Consider the following 22701-nt stretch of genomic DNA (forward strand, 5'->3'; position numbering starts at 1 on the left):
CGCTTGCAAATCGACAACAGGACGGCTCCTCAATTGGCCGCTCCGGATTACCCTGCTGGGGTCAACGCAACAGTGCCAAATTTCCACCACCAGCGCGGACTCTACCGTCGCTCTCTTTCTCTCTTTCTCACGGCTGGTGATCTATTGCGCCCCGGGTGGCTGGATGAATGGCACATCCAGGGGCACAGCCGGAGACTCCCCTTCAAGAGCATCACTCTCCAGCAGGTCCAAGGGATTGAGCGGCTGATTGTTAGGCCCAGGCTCGGGTGATAGATTATCTGCCTGTAGCATTGTAGGATCAACAATATCTGCCAGGACCTGACCGCCTACTCACTGTATGATCTTGGAGGGGCAGCGGGAGCATGAGCAATGACGGGCATTCTCAAAGTAGAGGGAACCATCGATCTCACCCAGTTTTGGCCAACCGGAAGCAGTGATGCCGATACAACGAAAATCAAGGTGACGGTTGCCAGGGATTCCTTCTCCTTTGCGGCCGATGGCAAGACCTTTAGGCCCACCAGGGCACTCGTTGGCGCCTTCTCCGTTGGGACCGGCCGCCGGGCAGTGATCGATGCCAAAAATCGTATCACGGTACGGCTCCAGGGGATCGATGCTCCCGAGTTGCACTTCAAGGCGCCAGCGCTCCGGAGGCGGCCGGACGTGGATGACGTGAGAAGAGCGGCCTTCAACCGCGCCAACAAGGCAGAGCGTCGCCAGTATTGGGCCGAAACGGCGACGCTCGCTCTCTCGGCCAAGCTTGCTACATTTGCGGAAGAGATCGTTCCATGCACTATGCTGTCCTTAGTCGACTATCCCTACGAGGTCGTTGATACATATGGCCGCCTCGTCGGCACCGTTGAAGTCCAAGGTTTGGAGCTCAACCGGTGGCTCGTGACGGAGGGATGGGCATTCCCGACCTTTTACTCGTCCATGAGCAGTGACGAAATTGAGGGGCTCCTGACGGCAATGCGGACAGGACGACGCAAGCGGCGGATCTGGCCGAGCTACTCGACCGATGTGAACGCGTTCGACGAGATGCTAATCTACCGTGGGGCCAGTGCCGAACACGACCCGGCGGCCGATCGGGGGCCGGTGCTGATGCCGAAGCTGTACCGCCGTCAAGTCGCCTATCGGATGGAGCGGGCGGCACGCATCACGCGTCGCCCCTTCGTCGATTATCTGCAGCGTTCAGCTGATAGCTGTTTTCTGACGGATGATTTCCTGGAGAACGGCGTTCACTCAGCCGAGGCGCGGCACCTGCACGAGTTCGTCGAGGACGGGGACTTCACGCTCCAACCTCAAGAACTTGTCTTTCGTGAAAAGCCATCATCAGTCGTTGACGGGCAGGGAAACCGCATCGAAGTGTTCTGACATAGGTCGGTGGGAGAGCACCCACATGAGTTTGGGGCCAGCGCAGGAAGAGCGGTTCCTGTGTGGCTTCGAGCGGCAACATCATTCCGCTTAGACCCGCAGAATCCTCCGCCCGAGCCATCTCCAGTCCATTTGTTCTCACATTGTCAGCTCGGCTTCGGTCAACCAAAGCTCATCGACCAAGATCGTCGCAGTGGCTCCCCGTGATGAAAAGCCGATGCCGGCGCGCAGGCTAGCTGGCTCATTTCCAGTCGAATCCCAGTTCACGCGCACCTGCTCCTTCATGCGCCCGCCTTCATCGAGGTGGAGAATCGCGGTCGTCTCCCGTGTAGCAACGCGAAGCAACTCCAATCGCCATTTGCGCCATTTGCCGACTGCAACTGTGACAGGCGAGTCTCTGTTGAAGATTTTACCGTCAGCCTGCCTCGCCGCCAAACCCGCAAGCAGAAGGCCATTGATGTTTCGGATTCGCGCCGCCACGCTGAGATGTGTGCCGTTCAGGAAGTACAGCAGATATACCGACTCGTCCGGTGCAAGCATCACCTCGGCGGGGTTGAACCAGCCCTGAACCCGCCATTCGAAGCGCCCGGCCGGCAGCGTGTACTCGACAGCGGCACGTTGCGTGCTTACCTCGGTGGTCGAGGTATCGATGCACAACAGCCCCTGTGACCCAGCATGAGCCGCCGAAGGGTCGGCCACTACGCTGGTCCCACCGCCGCCGGCGCTCGTCACGATCGTCCATCCGGTCGCGGTGAGTTGACCATCCTCGAAATCGAGGAACTCGTCAGTCGCTACCTGATTAGGAACGGGGATCAGTCCGCTCATAGCCGTGTTCCCTCCCACATCAACGACGAGGGCGACGAGGGCGTCGCACTGATGTGGGATTCTCCGAATGAGAATACCATAGGCGAGATCCGCCCGCCCGTGCGCGACCATGTTCGATTTCTGGTATCCCTCGACACAGATGTCATCAACAAAGCGGTCCTGATCGCCCTTTCCATCCACAACGGTAGTTTTATCGTTGAAGTCGACGCGGCGCGTCGTCAGGATCTTGGCGCCGCGTCTCAGGTCGACTTCGACCCTCTGGAGATCTCCCTCAAGCTTGCTGCCTGCGCCGAACATGAGCCTGGCCGCCATGCAGGCGTCGAGACGATTGAACCGGTCGGCCACTGGCGCTGTCAGGTTGGCCGTGTTGGAATATGGCAGAAAGGCGAGGGGATGAACGCTGCCGATCTGCTTCAGGGTGTTCTTGCGCATCTCCATGTGCAGGTGGGGATAGGTCGCATCGTCCTCGCCGACGGTGCCGATCACTTGGCCTTGGGCAACATTGGCGCCCATGACAACAGCAGGATCAATGCTGTCGAGATGCAGGTAGACGTGATACATCGAGCCCTGGGTCGGATCACTGGCCCTGATGACCACATGCCGCGACGAGAAGCCATTCATGCCGCCGCTGCCGGCCCGGTGCACCCTGCCGCCCCGCATTGCATGGACGGGGGTTCCCTTCGGCGCCGGAAAATCGATGCCGTCGTGAAAGTCCCAACGATCCGCATCGATGCGGGGGCCGAACGAGGTATTCATCTCATCAGGTGTGGTGCTGTTGCCGAGCGGCCATACATACGATGCCATTGCGAGCCTCCGATGTATCACGCTCGGATCATGCGAACCCGCCAGCATTTGGACACAAAGCTTCTCATGGTGCTGGCGGATCGACGATCCGCTCCTTGATCACGCCACACTTGATAGTTGCGATATCATCATCGTCGTCGGGACAATAGGGCAGGATTCTGGCGGTGGTGGGCGGGCGCAGCCAATGCGAGGCGCTCGTGATCCCATCGGCCAGCCGGGCTGCGGGCAGGTCAAGATGCTCCGCCCACAGGTCCATCCGGAGCCGTTGCGCAAACGTGTGCGTGGCCGCGTTCGTCGGAACGCGGTCGTCGAACATGAAGGCCCCAATTTCGGTGTCGTGCTCCCACCCGCGCTTGTTGCAGTTCGCCGAGCCGATCACCGCCATCTCGTCATCGAACACCCAGCACTTGGCATGGACATAGGTGTGCCGGCCGAAGGTCGGTCTGTAGGCGCGGCGCCGCGTCGAGCAGGGCGGCGCGATACCGGGGATGGGCGGCGTCACCAGCTGGAACAGGCGGACCTTGGCGGCCAGGTCGGGCGCGAGGCCCCTCGCCAGGGTCCGTACGAATTCGCGCCGGTAGGTCCAGATGCAAGGTGTGTCGCCGTTGATGTCCGATCCGGCGATCACGATGGTCAGGTGCTGGATGTTGGGCAGGGCCGCGCGAAGAGCCTGCGCCGCATCCAGATTCAGCAGGTACTGCTCCTCCATGTAGATGAAGCGACGCGCCCGCGGGATGGCGGCCAGCAACATCGCCTTGATGTCGCGTTCACGGGCCATGCCGGAACCGCGGCGCGGATTGAACGTGCGCCCGACGACGATGGAGCAGGTCTCTCCCGTCGAGCTGCGCGCCGGTGGCAGCGGGCGGACGAGCGCGGCCGCCGGAACCCGGGTCCGCCCGCGCAGCGGCGCCCGAAGCTCGATCGCGCGGCTGTCAGGATGGTGGTCCCAGCGCCTGATGAACGTGTGCAGCAGGTCGAACGCAGCCGGCCCCTCAATACGGCAGTGGACGTCATGCAGCGGCGCTCCGCCTCCCCCGCTCATGCTTTCCGGATCACTTTCCAAATCAATATCTTCCCGGCCCCGGGCAAGCGTCGGCACTGGGCAGACGATGGTTGACGGCTGAATCCGGTCGGGATTGACGTCGAGCCCGCCCGTGAAGCCGACAAGAGCCCCGTCGGCGCCGCCGACAACCAGCAGCTTCTGGTGATGCGATCCAAGGCTCAGGGTTTCATTGTCGATGATCGCGGCGCCGCCCGGCAGGCGGTTGATGCGATTGGCGGAGTCCTCCGTCTGTCGGCGCTGCGTTCCGTAAAGCCGCGACTGCTCCCAGAAGACGGCTCGCACCTGCACGCCGCGGGTGGCAGCGTCTGCCAGCAGGCGGCGGAGTTGGCTCGAGGGATCACAGCTGATCATGTCGAAGCTGTCGACGCAGATCCACCCGAGCAGATAGATGAAGGCGTCGCCGCCGCGCGCCGACCGGATGGTATCGACCATGGCGGTGTAGCCGGCCAGCGACGGGTTGCCAGGGTTCTCCGCGTCGACCAGATGCCGCACCGCATTGCCGCTGCGCAACACCGCCTGCGGGCCGATCGCCCGGGCGAGGATCGGCCCCCAGCGCGGCGGATCGAGATCGGAGCGGAACGGCGGTGGCGCCGGCGCCGGTGGGCGGTCGCGCTTGGGCGTTAGCCTGGGAAAAGCGAAGGGAGCGATCACCTCGACCCTTCGGCTGAGCGCCGGGTCGCCCGGCAACTGGTTCTGCTCCCCCCTGCTGGACGGCGTGAACACGAAGCTGAAACGTCGCGAGGGCGCCTGGCGCTGAAGGCTCGCGATGATGGCGTCGGCCACCACCTCGGCCCGCCTCTGGCCAAGGGCCATGTTTGCGGGCTGATCACCGACCGGATCGGTGTGCCCAACGAGCGAGAGACCGTCGATTGGGGTCGGGCTGTCGAGGCTGGCGAGCAGGCAGGCGGCGATGGCGTCAATCTGCGCCCGGTGATGCGGCTCGATCCGATGCTGCCCAAAGGCGAACCGGTCGAGCACCTGCCGCTCCGGAAGGCCGTTGCACACGGGCGATGGTGCCGCGCCGCCCGCGCCCGCCAGCGCCGCCCGCAGCGCCGCAATGGTCTGCGGTCCGGCGATCCCATCCGCCTTCAGGCCATGCGCCGCCTGGAAGACGCGGACCGCGTTGCGGGTGGCGGGACCGGCGGCCCCATCAACCGTGAGCCCGGCGTTGGCGACTTGGTTGAGCGCAGCTTGCAGCCAGCGCACATCTAGGTCGGCGCCCGCCGCGGCTTCTGCCCCGGCGAGGGGAGGGGCCCATGCGGTGGTCATCTGCTCGCCCTGGTCGCTCCTGCTCCAAAAGTCCATGGTTCCGTCCTCCCAGCGACGGCTTGGCGCGTCACCGCAGTTCGAAGTGCATGAAGTCCTTGCTGGTCGACCAACCGCCGCCCCAGTTCAGGCCCGTCGCGATCAGCGCCTCGATGAGCGGCAGGTAGAGGGTGCAGAATCCGCGGCGGGCATAGCCCTGCAACCGGATGCGAGCACTCCGCTGGGCGAGCACGGCCGCGACGCGCCGGTCGCTCTGGCGGGCGATCCACTCCTCGGTGAAGTCCCGCTGGAACTGCCGGCTGGCCTCCTGCAGCCGTGCCGGCGAGCGCTCGCGGCGCAGGTCGAGGCCGGTCACGGCTTGGATCACCAGGAAGTCGTCGCCGCTCTTAATGTGCGGATTGCTGTCATAGTTGAGATCGATCGCCCGGCCGAGGGCGTGGAAGCTCAACCGGTTAGTCTCGGCGATCCTGCGCACCTTGAGACACCCGAACAAGTGGATCGGCGGATCGACCGTGTGCCCGCTCACTGCGGCCTCGGCCGCCTGCAGAGGCGCGATGAGATCCCGGTGCCCGTCCTGCCGGCGCCCGAAAAAGCGCAGACTGGTCATGTTATTGCCAAGGTAGGCGGCGGCGTCGCCAACCCCTCTTTGGGCATAGAGCGGCGCGAATTCGAGATACGTCGCCTCGCTGTTGCCGAAATAGCCGTGGGCGCGCGGGTTTGCCTGCCATTGGGCGCGCGCAGTCTCGGGGTCGGGCGTTGCCACGGGACTGCGGGCAGGCGCGCTGGGTGCGGAGGGCGTCGGCTCCGGGCGCCGGCGGCGATGCTCGAGCTCCTGCCCGGGGCCTTTGGCCGGACCGGGGGCTGGGGATGGGAGCGGCACCGGAGCCGGCGGGGGTGGGGCGGCTGGACGGCGCGGCGCTTCGAGCTGAGCCATCTTCCGCATCAGCCCGATGACGCGGTCGCGGTAGACGCCCGCGCCATAGCCATGGCTGCCGCTGATCCGGCGGCCCATGAGATAGATCGAGCCCGGCAGCCCAGCGGTCCCGGCGGGCGGCACGGCGTTGAGCACGTCGGCGCGCCGACTCATCATGCGATAGCTGTTGCGCCCACCGGAGTGGAACGAGAACGCCAGCGCCAGCATGTCGGGAATCCCGAACAGCTGTTCCCATTGCTGGTTGGTGCTGATCGTGCACGCCTGATCGTCGGACATCGCCGCCCAATGCGCGGTAAGCGTCCGCAGCACCGGGTCGACCCCGCGGTACCCACGGACATAGCGCGCGAGCCGGATATAGCTCGCCCGGCCCGTGGTCTGGATGATCCCGCGGCCGCGGAACTTGTAGAAGTCGGCTTCGCGGATGAAGGCGGTCTCGGCATTCTGCTCGTCAGTGCTGAAGCGGTCCTGAGGGTAGAAATGGCCGTGCCAGACGCGATCGAAGGCGTTGCCCTGGCGCGCCAAGCGGTCGGCGCCGCCAAGCGTGCCATGCGCGCGGATGAACAGTTCGTCGTCGAACAGGCTGCCCGCCGTCCGCCCGCCCCTGAGGTGGTTGTAGCTTGCCTTCCAATGCCCGGGGCGGAGTTCGATGCGATCGAAGAAGTAGGCGAGGCCGGGGTGCCTGCCGCGGGCATCGGTGCGGCCGCCGCCGCCGCGGCCGCTCGATTCGGTCCGGGCGGCGAAGTCGCCGTCGGTCTCGTTAAGGACTATCGCGAGCAGAGAGGCGAACTCCAGCAGGCTGACGCGCGGCATGCCATAGGCGAGCTCGAGCCGGTCCCAGAAGCCATGGAAGCGCGCCTGCGCGGCCTCGCCGGTCGGCATGCGCAGCGGCCCGCCGCGCCCCGGGCGCACGAAGGGTGGACGCCCCGACAGTTCACGGTTGAACCAATCAGCGAACCCGCCAGCGGAACCGAAGTAGCCTTCGAGCTCGGCGGAACCGCCGAACTCGCGCGTCGCCAGACGGTCGATCTCTCCTTGCGCCAAGCCATCGCTCGGCGAGACCTCGACCGCGGGAGAGTCGAACCAACGTTCGCCGGACTCCTCGGACCAGCGCTCCTCCTCAGCAGGCTTGGGCTGCGGCGCACGGCGTGCTGCCGGCCTCCCTCCAAAATCGAGATCCCCCCCTGCGTCGGCGAGCAGCCGCCAGCCATACCGGCGCGGGATGCCGTTGTGCGGCTCGCGGGTCGCCTCCACGCGATAGCGGCGCTCCAGCACCGGATTGCCCCTGGTCAGGCGGCCGATCGCCTGCGCCACCTGCCGGCTGTGGCCGGCGGTCGGCTCGCCGTCACGATAGAGCACACGCAACGCGGCCGCGGCTGGATCCGCACCGCGCAACCGTGCCTCCGCCCAGCGGACCAATGCGTCGGGCTGCCCGTAGAGGGCATCGAAGCAGTGGATCTCGTCGGGGTCATGATGCGCGAGCAGGCGCATCAGCGCCGCGCCGCCCCCCGAGTGCGCGGTAAGGAGCAGGCGGCCCAGGGAAACGCGAGTGATGCCGGCGGCGGCCGCGAACTGCTCGAGCGCTAAAGTGATCAGTTGATTGAAGGTCCCAGGGGCAAACAGCGCCGGGAAATTGTATCCGGCCCCCGAGGCGCCGCCATAGTGGTTGCCACGCGGGAGCACCGCGAGAATCGGCGTCGTCCGTCCGCTCTCAGCGGGATTGGCAGGGTTGGCGAAGTCGAGGCCGCTGTCGGGAAGTTTGTGACGGTCGATCCGCATCGCTTCGCCGTGTCCGGAAAAGCCGTGCAGATGAAGGACCACATCCAACCGTTCAGGGGCGGCCTGCATGGCGTTCCAGCGCAGGACCAGGTCGGGCGGGGTGCCGCGATGGCTCGCCAGCAGCGGCACCCGTTGGATGATCTTCTGTCCGGCGTCGATGGCTGCGCCGCCAGGGGCAGGAGGCCGTGCCGGGGCAGGGGGGCTCGCGGCCAGCATCGCCGCGCCGGCCTCGAGCAGCGCCAGCGCGTTCCAGGTCGCGGGGCCCATGACGCCGTCAGGCCTCGGCACCAGCCCGGGAGGGGCGAGCCGCTGCAGCGCCTGCACGGCCGCGCGCATCCGCGGTCCATAGCGACCGTCCTCCGCCAGCGGCATGTCGCCAAGGCCCGGCTGTCCGGCTGCGGTGCGCTGCGCGTGCAGGGCGTTGAGCCGGCGCTGCAAATCACTCACTGCGGCGCCTGCGGCACCGGGACCAAGAACCGGCTGCGTGGATCGGCCGCTCCCGGCCTCCGTGGCCTCCCCCTCGACCGGACTAGTCGCGCCAGGCGGCAGAAGCCGCAGCAGCATCGTGTCGAGCAGCACCAGATCGGCGGCATTGGCCAGCCGCCGGCCGTAGCGGTCCTGCTCGTCCCGGCGCACGGGCCACGCCTCGACCACCTGGACGTAGCGGCCGGGCAGCCTATCGACGCCACCCTCAGGCTGGAGCCCACGCTCGGCGAGCCGCTGCGCGCTCACCAGCCCCGGCTCGGCCACGAACGACAGTTGGACCCAGCGGTGGCCGGGCAGGACGCGCAGCAGCAGGTCGCCCCGCAGCGGACGCACGCCACCGAGGGGCTCGCCTGGCCGGGAGAGGACACGGACCTCCCGGCCGAACAGGTGCGGAACCGGGCCGGAGCGGTCGGCAATGGTGCGGAACAGCCGGTAGAGGGAAACCTGGGAGACATCGCCGCGCTCACCGAAGCCCTCAACGTGGTCCAATGCCTCGCCGAGCGCCGTCATCAGGCTAGTGGTCGAGTCGGGCGCCGTATCGAGCATGGTGCCCACCGCCGCCATCATCTGCTCGCCCGCATAGGTCTCATCGATCTCAGAATAGTCAGGCGAATGGTAGCTGCGCTCCAGCTCATCGATCAGCAGCGCCTCCGCCATCGCCGCTTCGTCCTCGGGATCAGACTCATGGTCGTCCTCGCAACCGCAGATCTCATCGGCTGTGTCATCGATCTCACCGGCCTCGACGGCATGGGCCGTCGCCGCCGTCATCGGGTCAAGGCCAAGGTCCAGTGCCGTGGTGAGCGGCGGCTCATCTGCACCGATGGCAGCCGGTGGTGCCGTTGGCGCAGGAATAGGCGGTGGCACCGGTGGTGGGATCGGAGTAGGGATCGGCTGGGGCTGAGGGGGCGCCGCAGGGCTGGTTAGCGGAACGCTCAGCGCGAAGGGGCTCGACCGTCCGCCGATCGGGATCCCGAGCCCCAATCCGCCGGCGCCTCCCACCGGGATCTGGAACTGGAAGGGCAGGCCGGGCGACCGGCCGCGGCGGTGTCGCGCAAAGCTCCTTTCCCCGTTGTCCTCGTCAAAGGAGCTCTCGTTCATCTCGTCGCCTTCGGATACCTCCTCCGCGTCCTCAGCGGACACAGCGACGATCTCATCCGCATCGACATCGTCGAGCCCTTCCCCGCCGCCGGCCTCGACCTCCTCGTCGTAGTCGGCCTCACAGTCGAAGGGCGGCTCTTCAGGCCACTCGGGTTCTTGGAAACGTGCCATTTCGCTCTCCTGTGGGAAGGGAAGTCGAAGCTGCGGTCGTGGAACCAGCGGCGCCGCGGGCCGGGTCGGCCGCACCGCCTGCCGGGGGACTTTTCCGGCCGCGGCCACGGCCGCGGCCGGGTCGAGATAGCCCGCGCCAAGCCGCCGGCGCTGCTCCTCGGGCACCGCATCGACGCTGCCGACCAGGATGGCGCGGGTTTCCTCGATCCACAGCGGCCGGGGCGCCGCGGCAAACATCAGCGCGATCGTGCCTGCGGCGTGCGGCGCGGCCATGCTCGTCCCGGACATCCGGCTCTGCAGCGGGGCGTCGCTCCGGTCCTTCGGCCGCGATCGGGCGCTGAGCACCTCGCAGCCGGGCGCCGCCAGCGTCGGCCGGCTCTCGCGTCCGTCGCGAGTTGGCCCGGCGCTGGAGAACCGCGCCGGCTCGCGCTGGCCGGAATGCGCGTCATAGGCGGCGACGGCGATCGTCGCGTGTCCGTTACAGATCGTGCCGATGGTTGCGTGCGGGTCGACATCGGCCTCGTCGAACGACAGGCGGCTTGGCCCGGCGGGGTCACGCTCGACCCAGGCGTGGACCCGTCCATCCCCCACGGCCCGGCCGGTGAGGTCGAGCACCCAGCGGCCCTTCGGGGCTTCCGGGTAAAGGAACAGCGACACCTGGCAGTCACCGTTGTTGGGATCGTCGGTGCGGTTGTAGAGCCGACCGACCGCTCGGCCCGCATGCACGAGGTCACCGCTCCTGTCGGGCTCGACCGGGCCGAGCGCAATGCCGTCCGGTCCCGACACGCTGACCGCTAGCCGATCCGCGCGGGGGTACCAGATGTCCAGTTCGGCCTTGCGATGGCCGTCGCGCAGGTGGAGCGTGAGGCTCCGCGTCTCGCCCGGGAGCAGGGTCAACTGGGCGTGCGCCGACTTGGAAAAGTAGTTCCCGCAGCTCATGGCGATCGCCCGTCCGGGCCGGGAATGCAGCAGGTGGTCGAGCGCCTGTTCGGTCAGCGTCAGGCCATCATGCTGGCCAGCCTGACGGCCGAGGCTCGTGTTGATCACCAACGGTCGATCCCCAGCAACCCGGTTGGCGAAGTCGCAGCCCTCCAGCAGATCGGTCGAACTGCCGAGCGCCTGGGGACCTTCCCCGGTGCGCGTCGTGAGGTCGACGAAGATCAGGTCGGCTTCGGGGGCAAGGCCCGGCACACAGCCCTCGCGGCCATTGCTGGAGGAGATCCCCATCGTGTGGCTGCCGTGGCTGCCTTTGCCCCGATCCGAGGTCCACCAGCGGTAACCGAGCGCCGCGTAGGGATCGTCGGTGGCCAGCGCCTGGTCGATCTCCTTGCGTAGATAGATTCGGCCGAGACCGTAGCGGTTTGGACGCTTGGGGTCATAGGCTTGCCCCTGGTCCCACAAGGCGAGCAAGCGCGTGCCGCCGTCGGGTTTTCGGAAAACCGGGTGGGCGAAGTCGAGCCCCCAGTCGAGGTGGGCAATGACGATGCCCGCGCCGGTCGGCAGACCGGGAGTACGCCGCTGGTCGCCCGGACGCGGCGCCAGGTCATCACTCGCTTCATTGATCCCTTCGTCGGTTTCGAGCGCTGGCGTGTAGTCCTGCGGGCGCTTCATGCTGGCGACCTGCGCCCGGATCCGGGCGATGTCGCCGCGGCGCACCCTGCAGGTGGCGATCAGGCCGAAGCGGGCGATGACCCGCAATGCTGGCGGCGGCGGGCCATGGTCGCGGAACCGGACGATGACCGAGATCTCGTCTTCAGCCGCGCCTTCTTCGGACAGCTCCCATAAAGCGCTTTCCACACATGCCTCCCCGCACCGTCACGGGCGCAGGCGTCCGTCCGATGACGGACACCTGTGTCGTGGAAGATGAGTCGCGCTACTCCTAGCCTGACTTCGACCCTGTTCGTCCCGTTGGGGCCGGCTCGCCGGCTGCTGACGGAGGGGGAGGCGGCGGAAGGCGGTCGAGCCTTTGGGTGAGCTCCTGGACAGCCTTGCTGAGCTCCTGGTTGGTTTTGACGAGATCCTGGACAGCTCTGCTCAGCTGACCATGCTCATCTTGTTCGATGGGCGCGTCCGGTCCCGCGCCAACACGCAGCGCGACAACCGATCCCGTCTCAACCAACTCGCCGGCACGTCGGGGTGGATCCTGGCTCAGCACCTGATCCTTCTGTCTCTCGCTGCTGCGGTTTAGGGATACGGATGGGACCAAGCCGTTACCGGTCAGGGACTTTCGAGCCTCATCTACCGGTTGGCCGACGACATCAGGCACATCGGTGAGTTCGGGGCCAATTGGCCCGGCTCCCGGCGGGCGGGGTGGCGCCCGCCGGGCGCGTTCCACGGCAACAAGCGCCGGAGCGAGCGCCAGCGGCCCGTTCAGCACGAGCGCGGCCCCGGTCAGGGCGAGCCTCTTCTGCGGCTCTAAGTCTTTGGTGACGACAGCGGCCGTCAACGGCATCAACGGATCCATGGCACTGTCCTTCAGCTCACTTCTTGTTGTCGAAAACGCCGCTGGCGAACAGCAGGGCACCGATGGCGATCAGGTTGTTGCTGCTGCCGAGCAAGCCGCCGCTTGCGGGCGTCGTCGCCCCGCTTCCGCCCATCAGGTCCGGTCCAACCAGATGCAACAGCGGCGCCACTTGGCCGAACGTCGTGCCGGCTGGAGCGATGAGCGGGATCAGTGCAGACAGGGTCTGGGTCGTTTTGAGATCCGCCCGCAGTTTGTCGGTGTCCCTCTTGGCGGTTGCCTGCAGCCGGTTGTTGTCGGCGATGACGGTCCGCACCCGACCGTCGATGGTCTTGATCGCGGTCGCGTTGGCGGTGACCTGTTGGCGCACACGGGCCAAGGCCGCTTCGAGCTGCGCCTGGGTGACCGGCCCGCTCGGGCCGGATGGGCGCGGACGAAACGCGCTGGCGCCGGTGGCGGGCTTCACCGGCGGCGGCGTGCGACGGCGACGGCGGCGGGCCTCGGAGTAGAGGCTCTCATCCTCGAGATCCTCCGGCTCCTCGGAAGGCCACGATTCATCCTCGTATGAGTCGAGATAGCTTTGGTCGGTGTATTCGTAGTTCATTGTCCTGCTCCTGCTCCTGCTTTCTTTCCGCTCTGGGGATCAGCGGCTCGCGCCGGTGCGGCTCCGGGCCAGGGCCGCCGGGGCGGCGCGCGGCGCAGAGCCGCCCTCACGCGCTCGATCGCGGGCCTGACATAGCGGTGGAATTCGTCGGCCTGCGGCAACCGCGATCCTGGCGCACCAGCGCCGCCGCAGGTCTCGCACAGCAGGTCCTCGCCGAAGCAGGCGGGGCAGGCCCCAAGTGCGGCGGCGAGGGACGCCAGCCTGTCGCGGCAGGCCTCCACATCGGCGAACAGACGCCGCGCGGTCTCGCTCAGTTCGCTGACCGCCTCGGCCTGCTCGGCGCGCACTTCCTCGCGGATCTCCTCGCGCAGCTGACCGTCGTGGTTATCCTCGCCCTGCTCCTCAACCAGCTTGAGCAGCAGGCCGAGATGCGGATTCTCCTCGGTCTGGCCCGCCAGCGCGCTCATGATCACCTTGTGCGGATCCATTGATCCGGAGCGCAGCGCCTCGAGAAATGCTATCGCGCTCGCTCCAGGGGCGACATCTTCACCCTTAAATGGCTCGTGCTCATTGGTGCCGGCTGCTTCGTTGCCAGCCATGTCAATGGTGTCGGCGTCATCGGGCATAGTGCAGATCCTCTTGCGACAGCGCATAGTCGATGTCCTCGACGTCGGCGAGGTCGAGCGCGTCGTAGTATTCGTCGTCAGCCCCGTATCCTTCGTCAGCGTCGGCGAAGTCCGCCTCACTGTCGTCGACCTCGTCATGATCGACGCTGTCCATAGCCTCGACCAGTCGTTCAGACTGCGCCTCGTTGAGCATGTCCCACAGCCGGGCCGCGCGGCTGCTGGGTAAGGCGGGATCGCCGACGAAGCCGCCAGCGCCATCGCTCATGAACTCTATCGCGGCAGATTCAGCCTCGCCTTCTGTTTCGATATCAGCGGCTTCTGTCGCCATCTGCTGGACAAGGTGCGACAGCAGCTGGGCAAAGCCTCCGGTCGGAACCGGCGTTTGCGCCGATCCGACCGAGATCGCGGACCGCCCCAGAGGACCGAGGCGCATCGCGGCAAGCGCCTGCTGGACCTCCGGCCGCTGAAGCGTACTGGCGAACTGATTGGCCGCGCGGTTGCCGCCGAACAGCCCGCCCACAGCGGCTGCGGCCTGGGGGGAGGTCAGTAAACCTGCAATCTGTCCTAGCGCGGGAATGCCTCCGGCCCGTCCGGCACCTGGAGTAGCTGTTCGGACCGACCTGCCTCCCTTGCCGGCGGCCGCCCCGCCAAGCCCGCTCAAGGTCGAACCAAGGGCGGCGCCAGCCTGCCCCATCGGTGTGAACTGGCCGGCAAGGGATGTGACGCCGCTGAGGGCGCCGCCGACCTGGCGCGCGGCGCCTTTCCCGTAGCGGCTCAGCCCCGCGCCGGCGCCTCCGACGGCGGCGCCGGCGATGATCCCTGGCAGCCCGGCGGCTGAACCCGCCATGGCGCCTTGCAGAACCCCTCCACCAATGTGGGCGACAGCCGGCGCCGCTTTTTGGGCGAACTTACTGATGTCGCGTGCGGCCGAGGAGAACATCCGGCCAATGCCATCGAATGCTCCTTCGAGATCCTGTTCGATGGACTCCGCGGTGCCTTCCCCGAGCGTCGCGTCGATGCGCGCGCGCAGCTCGTGTGCCGGCAAACCTGAAAGCGAGGGCTGGACCACCTGGCGCAGATATGGATAGGCCCCTGGATCCAGAGATTCGTATGCGGTCATGCTCTGCTCCTGGCAACGACGGTTTCAACCGAGAGTGAGGCCAGCGGATCGACTGTTGGCCGGGCTCGGGCAATGTTGGACGATGAGTGGCTGAATGCCGGCCAAACGACCCGTCGTCCCACGCATAGCATGACGCTCTGCCCCGAGAGCGAGCCTGCCACTCCCGTGCCACCCTCAGATGATGGCTCTCCCGGATAAGAGATGCGCGGCATCTGATTGGGTTGCGGTTTCGTGGTCATCCACATCGTCCTTCGGTCACACCAGACCTGCAATGGACCCATGCTGCACGATCCGAGCCACTGCATCATCACCGCAGGCTCACCGGATCGTCACGGTCGTCGCATCAGGATTCATACCCGCGGGCATGCAGCCGGTGGACCCATTGCGCATGTGCGATCCACGGCATGTGCAATGGCGCCGAAGATGCGTCGCCGTTCCGACTGCGCTCGCAGATCGCGCTGCGACTGCCGCGATGCGCGCGGACGGTCGACAGCAGCCATCGCGCAACAATGCGGCAGCTCTATTCCGGACATCGCCCATCTGCGTCCTAATAATGCCATGTGCAGCACCGTCGCGTCCGATCCGAAGACTGCGATTGGTTGCACCTCTCGTGATCGCGCAACGTAACGGACCTGCAGGCCGTCGCATTCACTGGGAAGTATCGGCGCCGTCAAAGATCGGGCCCACACCTGATGGGACAAGTGGCACAGCACGCGAGATGATTAGCGCACCGGGGTGACCATACGCTGGCATTTGATGAAGGATCACCATTCCAGCTGCGATGACCAGCATGGGTCTAGGTCATTCAGACCAGAGTGGAAGGCATGGCAGTAGAGCATCAGATCCGAAGCGCGCCCATCGGCGAAGATGGCGAGCTGTTCTGCGGTGGTGACGGCTGTGATACCCGCCATTAGCCGGAGCGATAGATCCTCGTGACTCGCGCGAGTTGAAACGCCCAGCCTGTCGCCATCGCTTAGCGAGGGAAAGGAGACAGTTCCTCAAGAGCCATCGGGCACCATGGCCCGATGAATGGGGAACACAGCAAAAACAAGCAAGCGCGGATTGACGACCGCCATCTGTTCAGGATCGTTGCTTGGCTAGAGCAGACGTCCCCTCCCCATTGGCGTGGTTGGGTATGGCACATTGACCCGCATGCCCAAGTTGTCCTGAAGCAAAGTCCCTTTGATGGCATCGAGGCGGCTTTCGACATCATTCGAGATCGCCTCAGCGCCAAGCCGCTGCCAAGGGACGATGACGAATGACCGAATGCGGGTCCGGCTGTCATGCCTCTCCCAGGGGGCCAGACCTCCGACCGGGCTATGCCCATCCCTTGTGGCGGGCTTCTGAGTCTCGGCCCTCATGCAGGCGGCAATCGGCAGTCGTGATGGAATGGTGATCGGCGCGTGACAGGTCCGCGGCAAGAATTGCGTGCTAAGAGGACTGAGGTCGCAGCAGGGACAAAGGGCCGAGCACCAAGAATCAAGGCCGGACTTCCGTATCCATGGGATCGGACAGGCTTGCGCCTCACCTCGAAATAGCGGATTATCGGGGGTGACAAAGGCGGGCTGAGGCCATGCTCAACGTAACCATGCTGGGTGGCGTATCCTTTGTTCTCGACGGCATTCGCATCAAGAACGAGCTCGGGCAGAGCGGGCGGCGCTTGGCCTGCTATCTTCTGGCCTTCCCCGGCCGAACGCACAGGCGAGAGAAGCTTGCCGACCTCTTCTGGGAGGATCTCGAGCCGGACAATGCTCGTGCGGCGCTCAACACAGCCATCTGGCGGTTGCGCAAGCTGCTCGGATCGGGCGCCAAGGAGAGTGCCACCCGGCAGCTTGTAACAACGTCCGACGAGGTGATCTTGGAGCCTTGCGAGGCGATCTCCGTGGATCTTCACACCTTCTTGGAGCGGTTGAAAGAATCAAAGGAGCTGGCGACCGCCGGCGATGCTATCGGAACGCACCTGGCGCTGCAATCTGCTGTCGATGGTTACGGCGGACCGTTTCTCGATGGTGACGACGATGATTGGATCGTGCTGGAGCGCGAGCGGCTGCAGTGCCTCTATATGCGCGCGCTCCTGGAATTGATGAATGGTGCAGCGCGCGACAAACGCTACGAGGATGCCCTCGACTACGGCCGTACGATCCTCGGCCAGGATTCCCTCAGGGAGAGTGTGCACCGGAGCATGATGCTGTTGCTCGTGATGAATGGACAGCGCGCCGAAGCGATACACCACTATGGGCGGTGCAAAAGGCTTCTCTCTCAAGAGCTGAGCATCGATCCCATGCCGGAGACGATGCAGCTTGCGGAGCTGATCCGCAGCTCCGAGATTTATGCCAAGTTGGGCGAGTTGATCGAGACCCAGTTCGTCGAACCTGCCCGACTGAGCCGAGGTGGTGTCATGTCATACTGACAAGGGCGCCATATCGCCGAGACGGCACCTGTCGGTGTTCTCGAACCCACGAAGGCGAGTTGCAGGAGGGCCACTCCGGCGACCGTCCCGGCCATCTCAATGAAGCGCACACCGTTATTATAAACCAAACACAGCAACTTTCGAGAGAAGGTTGATCCCGCCGGCATTTGTTCGGCGCATCTCGCGTCCAATGGCGAAGCGAAACACCGCTGAATTGTCCGGAGTAGTACTTCTCGGGGCGGATCCGTCGCAAATCCAGGGCAGGGGCGAGAAAATAGCAGGTGCATTGTGAGCCGCTTATGCGGCGAGCAAATTAAACTGCTCAGCAAGTGGCGGTCGCCGATTGCCGGCGTACTTCGCCCGTCCTTTCCTCATCATGTGCACCATTTCGACGCCACCTAAGATCGCGCGGGCGCTACCCACCGACTTGAAGCCGAGCATTGGCCGAATCCGCCGTTTGATGGCCCGATGATTCTGCTCAATCCGGTTGTTTAAGTAGTTTCCGCCAGTTCTCAGATCCTGGCCTCAATCGGCTCTTGCCGAGAACCACTCATCATTCTCGAAGCGGGGAAGCTCATCTGACAGGTGAGGCAAGCTTGGCCTTGCGTGCACTAGAGGTAGTCATTCTGGTGTGGTTGAGCACCCATCTGTAAATATTCGAGCAGTGTCTGCTTTGCGATTACTGAACAATTGAGTAGATTCTTTTGCTCAGTCTGGAGGATACGAATATGGCCGATCGATCCTGTGCCGTTTACTTCCTCAACCACACACCGTTCCAACTCCGACGTCGAAGCTTTGAGCTTGAGACTGGGCATTGGGAGGTGGAGCCGCCTGAGACGATTGATGTCAAACCGAAGACCGCCCATCAGCCGAATGTCTTTGCTTGGAAGTCGGCTGCGCCTTGGGCGAATCCGTTTCGCGGCACTCAGGGGTTCGTTGAGTATACCATTCAGGACAGGATCGAAAATGTGTTCCTTGAAGTGAAGGATGAGCGTGGTTTCATCTCTAATCGCCGTGGGACCAGCGGTTGCATCAGGATTGATTTCGGCAGTCCTTTTACGGGCGCGCCCTGGTGCAATGTATCTCTCAGGGCGTGCGGCGACGTTCTCGGCTCCGATGATCCGTCGCCATTCTACTTCGTAAACACTGGGCTAGTAGGACGAGGAGACAGCAACTTCTGGAAGGAGTTGGCTGAGGTGCTGCCCGTGGGGCCTATGGCGATTTTGACGTCCTGGCTGGCATCCCCTGCTCACCACCCCGTCTTTGCGAACCGCTTTCAGATGCTGGTTGGTGTTGATGACAAGCGTGATCAGGTAGCCAGCCATGGTGTTGGCCTTACCGTTGACGATCCAAGGCCACGCTACCTTGAACTGAAGCCTATTCGCGGGGGCGGGGAGGCACCTTGGTCCGGGCGGTGGCAATCCTTCCTGCCAGATGGCATAACGGATGTGGACTTGGAGATCAGACGGCAAGCAGACGGCATGTTCGTCGTCGATGTAACAGACAACACCCACTCGGTGCGTCAGGCCTTCACCAGTATCCCAGTCACATTGGCCCCAATTATCGATTATGCGGGCAATGTACGACGCGCACCTTCTCCGGTTGTCGCCCCGAACCGTCCACTCCCACCCCGTTTGGACCAAGTTGCGCCCCCGGCGCAGGAAGAAAGTGGCGTCGGCACACTGAACAGACTTCGGATCAAGCCAGGTCGACTGTCTCGGGTTCAAGTGGATGCTTCGGTTGCTCAAAGACGTGGCGAGATGAGCTCGCCAGAGGTCGTAATCCGCCAGATCGACACCCTGCAGGTTAACGACCATCTCGCCCTGCATCTCTATGGACTGGCCGATCTGGAGGGAGGCGGCACCATTCGGGGCCATGCAGTTCAGTATGTTGAGACCCTTTCGGGGGAGGTTGTTTCGAACCTCATGTTGAGGCAGTCGACTGCTATTCGGTGATCCGCCCGCGGACTATTGGTCGGTAAGCCTCAATCGGCCCGTGCGGAGAAACGGTCCAGGGCTGTGATCCGGCGCACTGGCGGATCGACCAGGCCCAGATAGATTTCCGACTGCAGGAAGGCGATTTCCTCCCGGAGCTTCTCCGCGGGAACGTCGATCCACCACGCTTTCCGCGACCCATCGGATCCGTCGTATCAGCGGTAGGATCGGGCTTTGAGAAGCTCCTTGCGTTTATAGGGCGTGTTCGGCGCCTTGATGCGGCAGGTGATCGCTCTGGAGGCTTGCAGCAAGTAGGAGATCGGGGATCGCCCCGATGTGCGACGGCGAGGCCACGGTGCTTGTCGGTAGACATCGCTGATTTCCTCTTTTCGGGGGCTTGATTGAAAGGATCTCAAGAACGGCTGCGGCACAGAAACCCTGGGAAAAGGTGGGCCGGCGGTACAAAAGAAGAACATAAACTGCTATCAATGGGGCGATGCTGCTTGCTTGCGTTCAGCCGTGAAAGCGATGTTGGGCACCAATTTTGAACCTACTCCAGATGCACCGCCGGAAGCCCAAAACCCGGGCGAGGGCGCTGTGCGTGCCGAACGCCGCATCGTCCATGGCTCTGTTGCATTAACTGCGATAGGGCAAAATGAGCCTATCGGCGCGCTTTCCTTATGGGGTGAAACCGAACAACTGGTTCACCAGACGGATCTCGCCTGGCACTCCCGCATGCCTTGCCATGCAGTGACCTCGGCGGACCATTCGCATCACCTCGAAACCCCTCAGGGTCACGGAAGCAGTCTTCATTCGTTGGAACCCGCGGGTCGGCCGGATCATCCGCTTGAGCGCACCGTGATCCGCCTCGATGATGTTGTTCAAATACTTAGACGTCCGATGCTTGACATCTTTCGACAGCAGCCCCTCGTTCTGCAAGCGCCCGATCGCTTTCGGATAAGACGCCAGTTTGTCGGTCGTGATGGATGAGGGGGGATAGTCGCTCATCGCCCTCAAGGCATTGCGCAGGAAGCGATAAGCGGCGTTGGTATCACGCCGGCCAGACAGCATGGAGGCAATCAGCCGACCGTGTTTATCGACTGCTCGAAACAAGTACCGCCAGCGTCCGCCCACTCGTACATAGGTCTCATCCACTCGCCATGAGCCTGAACGATGCCCCTGGTATGGTCGCACCCGCTTCTCAAACTCTGGGGCATAGCGTTGGACCCAACGAAAGATCGTGCTTGGACTGATGCTGACACCGCGCTCGCACATCATTTCGGCCAGATCGCGATAGCTGATCCCGTACTTGCAGTACCAGCGCACGCACAGCAGGATGATCGCGGCCGGAAAGCGACGGCGCTTGAAGATCGACAACAGAATGGCTCCTCAATTAGCCATCCCTCGCTACACGGCCAAGGTTAATGCAACGGTGCCCGCCTGAAACAGTACCAAGACGTTACTGGATATGAGGTTATCGACCCCAAAAATGTTGCGGTCGCTGACTTGGTCAGAATGTACTTCGAGCCGACACCGCCCTTCGAAAAATCTGAGGCCAAGAAAGCTGAGTTTCCGGATGCAATTGCGCTGATCTCGCTCGCTGATTTCGCTAAGGCTCGAGGGATGAAAGTCCTTGCGATTTCGAAGGACAGTGGCTGGAAGCGGTTCGCTGACAGCTCAGAGCATATCGATGTAACGGACGACCTTTCTAAAGCGTTGGCCGCGTTTCAAGAGCATACCGAGCAAGCGCGGAAGTTTGTTGAACAATTGCTCTCGTGTTTGGCACGCGGTGAGCGGCCGGATTTAAAAGAGCAGATAAGTCACGCAATCGAAGGGGATATCGATGCATGGGTCCCTTATCCGGATGCGTCGGTCCCTTTTGACTGGGAAATCTCCCAAGTCGATCTGGTGCTTGCTGACGTTACGTTGAACCCTGATGACTTCGACTTGGTCAACCTCGGGAGAGAGGAGGTCGTCGCAAAAGTAGGAGTGGAGCTCGAAATTAAGGCTGAGGTATCTTACGCGCTCTCTATCCGCGACCCTTTTGATGGAGATTACGTTTCGCTCGGTGGTGGATCAGTTGAGGTTCCGGTAAGGTTTCAGGCATCCGTGCTTCTGACGTTGATCGGCCCGGTCACTGAAACGCTTGAGGAAATCGATGTTGATCGGGCCGAGCTGGTTAACCTCCCAAACTCAATTGAGCTTGGAGACCTGGATATCTACAGGTTGGATAATGAGTAGTGCTCATTCCAACCTCCTGATCTATTGCAGGAACGATGCCGTACAGGCGACTGTCTTACGAACACCACCTCCCGCCGACTCGGCGGCAGCCTTCGTGCTCTCGACGAACTGGGACAGCAATAAAAAGGAAATCGTCACCTGTTGTCCGACAGAGGTGTAGGGAACGACGTGTTAGTAGGGTTGCTGTGGATTGCGCTACCCGGTGGGATCAAATGTTCTCTGTTTGTGCTAATCTCGGCTGCAATAGCATACCAGCGAAGCGTGGCAGTGAGGGACCATAGCGGCCGATGTTGGGCGAATCCTTCAACATTGCGGAAGGGGATCGGTCGGTCTCGGCAGAAACAGCAGTCCGGCACAGCGAGGAGCACCGCCGGATTGTTCATGTAGACCTTGACGCCTTCTATGCCAGTGTAGAGCAGCGGGATAATCCCGAACTGCGCGGTCGACCGGTTGCCGTGGGAGGATCCCGCGAGAGGGGAGTGGTTGCAGCAGCCAGTTATGAGGCCCGGCGCTTCGGGGTGCATTCGGCCATGCCCTCCGTCACAGCACGCCGGAAATGTCCCGAGCTGATTTTCGTCAAACCGCGGTTTGACGTCTATTGCGAGGTGTCGCGACAGATCCGCGAGATTTTTCACGAGTACACCCCTCTGGTTGAGCCTCTGTCGTTGGACGAGGCCTATCTCGATGTGACCGAGAACCTGAAGGGCATCCAGTACGCCACTCAGGTGGCGCGGGAAGTCAGGACCAGGATCTGGAAGGAGACCCAGCTCACTGCATCGGCAGGAATCAGCTTCCAGAAGTTCTTGGCCAAAATGGCGTCGGATCAGAACAAACCGAATGGTCAGTTTGTGATCACCCCAGAAATGGCACCTGCCTTCTTGGAGAGCCTTCCCATCGGCAAGTTCCATGGGATTGGTCCGGCTACGGCCAGAAAAATGAACGAGCTCGGCATCTTCACTGGTGCTGACCTCAAAGCGCAGACCCTCGAGTTCCTACAAGAGCGCTTTGGTAAGGCAGGAACTCATTATTACTGGATCGTCAGAGCCGTCGACAATCGACCCGTTAGGCCGGATCGTATCCGAAAATCAGTCGGCGCCGAGAATACGTTCTCACAAGACCTTGTAAGTTTAGAGGAAATGAGAGCAGCACTTGAGCCTATAATCGAGAAGGTCTGGAGACACTGTGAGCAGACAGGCGCACTGGGCCGGACGGTGACCCTCAAAGTGAAATTCTCTGATTTTCAGCAAATCACCCGCAGTCGCACACTGACTACTTATGTTGAAAGCCAGGGCGAGGTTGAGCACACCACCTACGACCTGCTGCAGGCTGTGTTTCCGCTTGAAAAGAGCGTACGGCTGCTAGGGGTGTCACTATCAGCTCTGAACACGGACCAGGAGCCCGAAAGTCTGCAACTCGCTCTCCGATTATGACTGCATCTCTGCGGCGACGAAGACACTTGGCGAGGTGTGAGGCAACGTTCCTCCCAGGTGTTCGAGCGTTCCGGAAGCGGT

At 63.5% G+C, this 22701-nt stretch carries 13 protein-coding genes and 1 pseudogene; 5 read left to right on the forward strand and 9 right to left on the reverse strand.

Annotation, left to right across the window (positions count from 1 at the left end; genetic code table 11):
* Positions 1–369 precede the first annotated feature (369 nt).
* Positions 370–1371 (forward strand): thermonuclease family protein, encoded by a 1002-nt coding sequence (locus tag IC232_RS20990; RefSeq protein ID WP_190846904.1) that lies wholly within the window; start codon positions 370–372, stop codon positions 1369–1371.
* A gap of 138 nt (positions 1372–1509) precedes the next feature.
* Here the strand turns inward: IC232_RS20990 and IC232_RS20995 are convergent, their stop codons facing one another.
* The 7 genes from IC232_RS20995 to IC232_RS21025 form a co-directional block, all read right to left on the reverse strand.
* The gene (locus IC232_RS20995) at positions 1510–3000 is read right to left on the reverse strand and encodes a M23 family metallopeptidase (RefSeq protein ID WP_190846905.1); all 1491 of its coding nucleotides are present in this window, start codon (positions 2998–3000) and stop codon (positions 1510–1512) included.
* Positions 3001–3064: 64 nt separating this feature from the next.
* Positions 3065–5368 carry a peptidoglycan-binding protein gene (locus IC232_RS21000; protein ID WP_190846906.1) on the reverse strand — a complete coding sequence of 768 codons (2304 nt, stop codon included), beginning with the start codon at positions 5366–5368 and terminating at the stop codon, positions 3065–3067.
* 31 nt (positions 5369–5399) lie between these two features.
* Entirely contained in the window at positions 5400–11591 is a 6192-nt protein-coding gene (locus IC232_RS21005; protein WP_190846907.1) for a S8 family serine peptidase, read from the reverse strand.
* A gap of 82 nt (positions 11592–11673) precedes the next feature.
* Positions 11674–12258 (reverse strand): PASTA domain-containing protein, encoded by a 585-nt coding sequence (locus IC232_RS21010; protein WP_190846908.1) that lies wholly within the window; start codon positions 12256–12258, stop codon positions 11674–11676.
* A 16-nt stretch (positions 12259–12274) separates the two neighbouring features.
* Positions 12275–12859 carry a hypothetical protein gene (locus IC232_RS21015; protein ID WP_190846909.1) on the reverse strand — a complete coding sequence of 195 codons (585 nt, stop codon included), beginning with the start codon at positions 12857–12859 and terminating at the stop codon, positions 12275–12277.
* Positions 12856–13485 carry a hypothetical protein gene (locus IC232_RS21020; RefSeq protein WP_190846910.1) on the reverse strand — a complete coding sequence of 210 codons (630 nt, stop codon included), beginning with the start codon at positions 13483–13485 and terminating at the stop codon, positions 12856–12858. The genes IC232_RS21015 and IC232_RS21020 overlap by 4 nt, the downstream gene beginning before the upstream one ends.
* Positions 13475–14605: a hypothetical protein gene (locus IC232_RS21025; RefSeq protein ID WP_190846911.1), complete on the reverse strand. Its 1131-nt coding sequence runs from the start codon at positions 14603–14605 to the stop codon at positions 13475–13477. The genes IC232_RS21020 and IC232_RS21025 overlap by 11 nt, the downstream gene beginning before the upstream one ends.
* Positions 14606–16178: 1573 nt before the next feature.
* Here IC232_RS21025 and IC232_RS21030 point away from each other — a divergent pair.
* Positions 16179–17015, forward strand: coding sequence for a BTAD domain-containing putative transcriptional regulator (locus IC232_RS21030; protein ID WP_190846912.1), 837 nt, complete (start codon positions 16179–16181; stop codon positions 17013–17015).
* 297 nt (positions 17016–17312) lie between these two features.
* Here IC232_RS21030 and IC232_RS21035 read toward each other — a convergent pair.
* A pseudogene (locus tag IC232_RS21035) lies at positions 17313–17513 on the reverse strand (DDE-type integrase/transposase/recombinase); the annotation flags it as partial.
* A 230-nt stretch (positions 17514–17743) separates the two neighbouring features.
* Here IC232_RS21035 and IC232_RS21040 point away from each other — a divergent pair.
* Positions 17744–18970 carry a hypothetical protein gene (locus IC232_RS21040; protein ID WP_190846913.1) on the forward strand — a complete coding sequence of 409 codons (1227 nt, stop codon included), beginning with the start codon at positions 17744–17746 and terminating at the stop codon, positions 18968–18970.
* Positions 18971–19627: 657 nt separating this feature from the next.
* On the opposite strand, the gene IC232_RS21045 is transcribed toward IC232_RS21040, so the two are convergent.
* Positions 19628–20326: an IS6 family transposase gene (locus tag IC232_RS21045; protein ID WP_190846914.1), complete on the reverse strand. Its 699-nt coding sequence runs from the start codon at positions 20324–20326 to the stop codon at positions 19628–19630.
* Positions 20327–20389: 63 nt separating this feature from the next.
* Between IC232_RS21045 and IC232_RS21050 the strand changes: the two genes are divergently transcribed.
* A complete protein-coding gene (locus IC232_RS21050; RefSeq protein WP_190846961.1) occupies positions 20390–21190 on the forward strand; it encodes a PIN domain-containing protein in 801 nt (266 codons plus the stop codon).
* Between the two features lie 287 nt (positions 21191–21477).
* Positions 21478–22620: a DNA polymerase IV gene (gene dinB, locus IC232_RS21055; protein WP_190846915.1), complete on the forward strand. Its 1143-nt coding sequence runs from the start codon at positions 21478–21480 to the stop codon at positions 22618–22620.
* The last annotated feature ends 81 nt before the right edge of the window (positions 22621–22701 follow it).

Origin of the sequence: Microvirga sp., from assembly GCF_014699075.1 — a bacterium.
GTDB lineage: Bacteria > Pseudomonadota > Alphaproteobacteria > Rhizobiales > Beijerinckiaceae > Microvirga.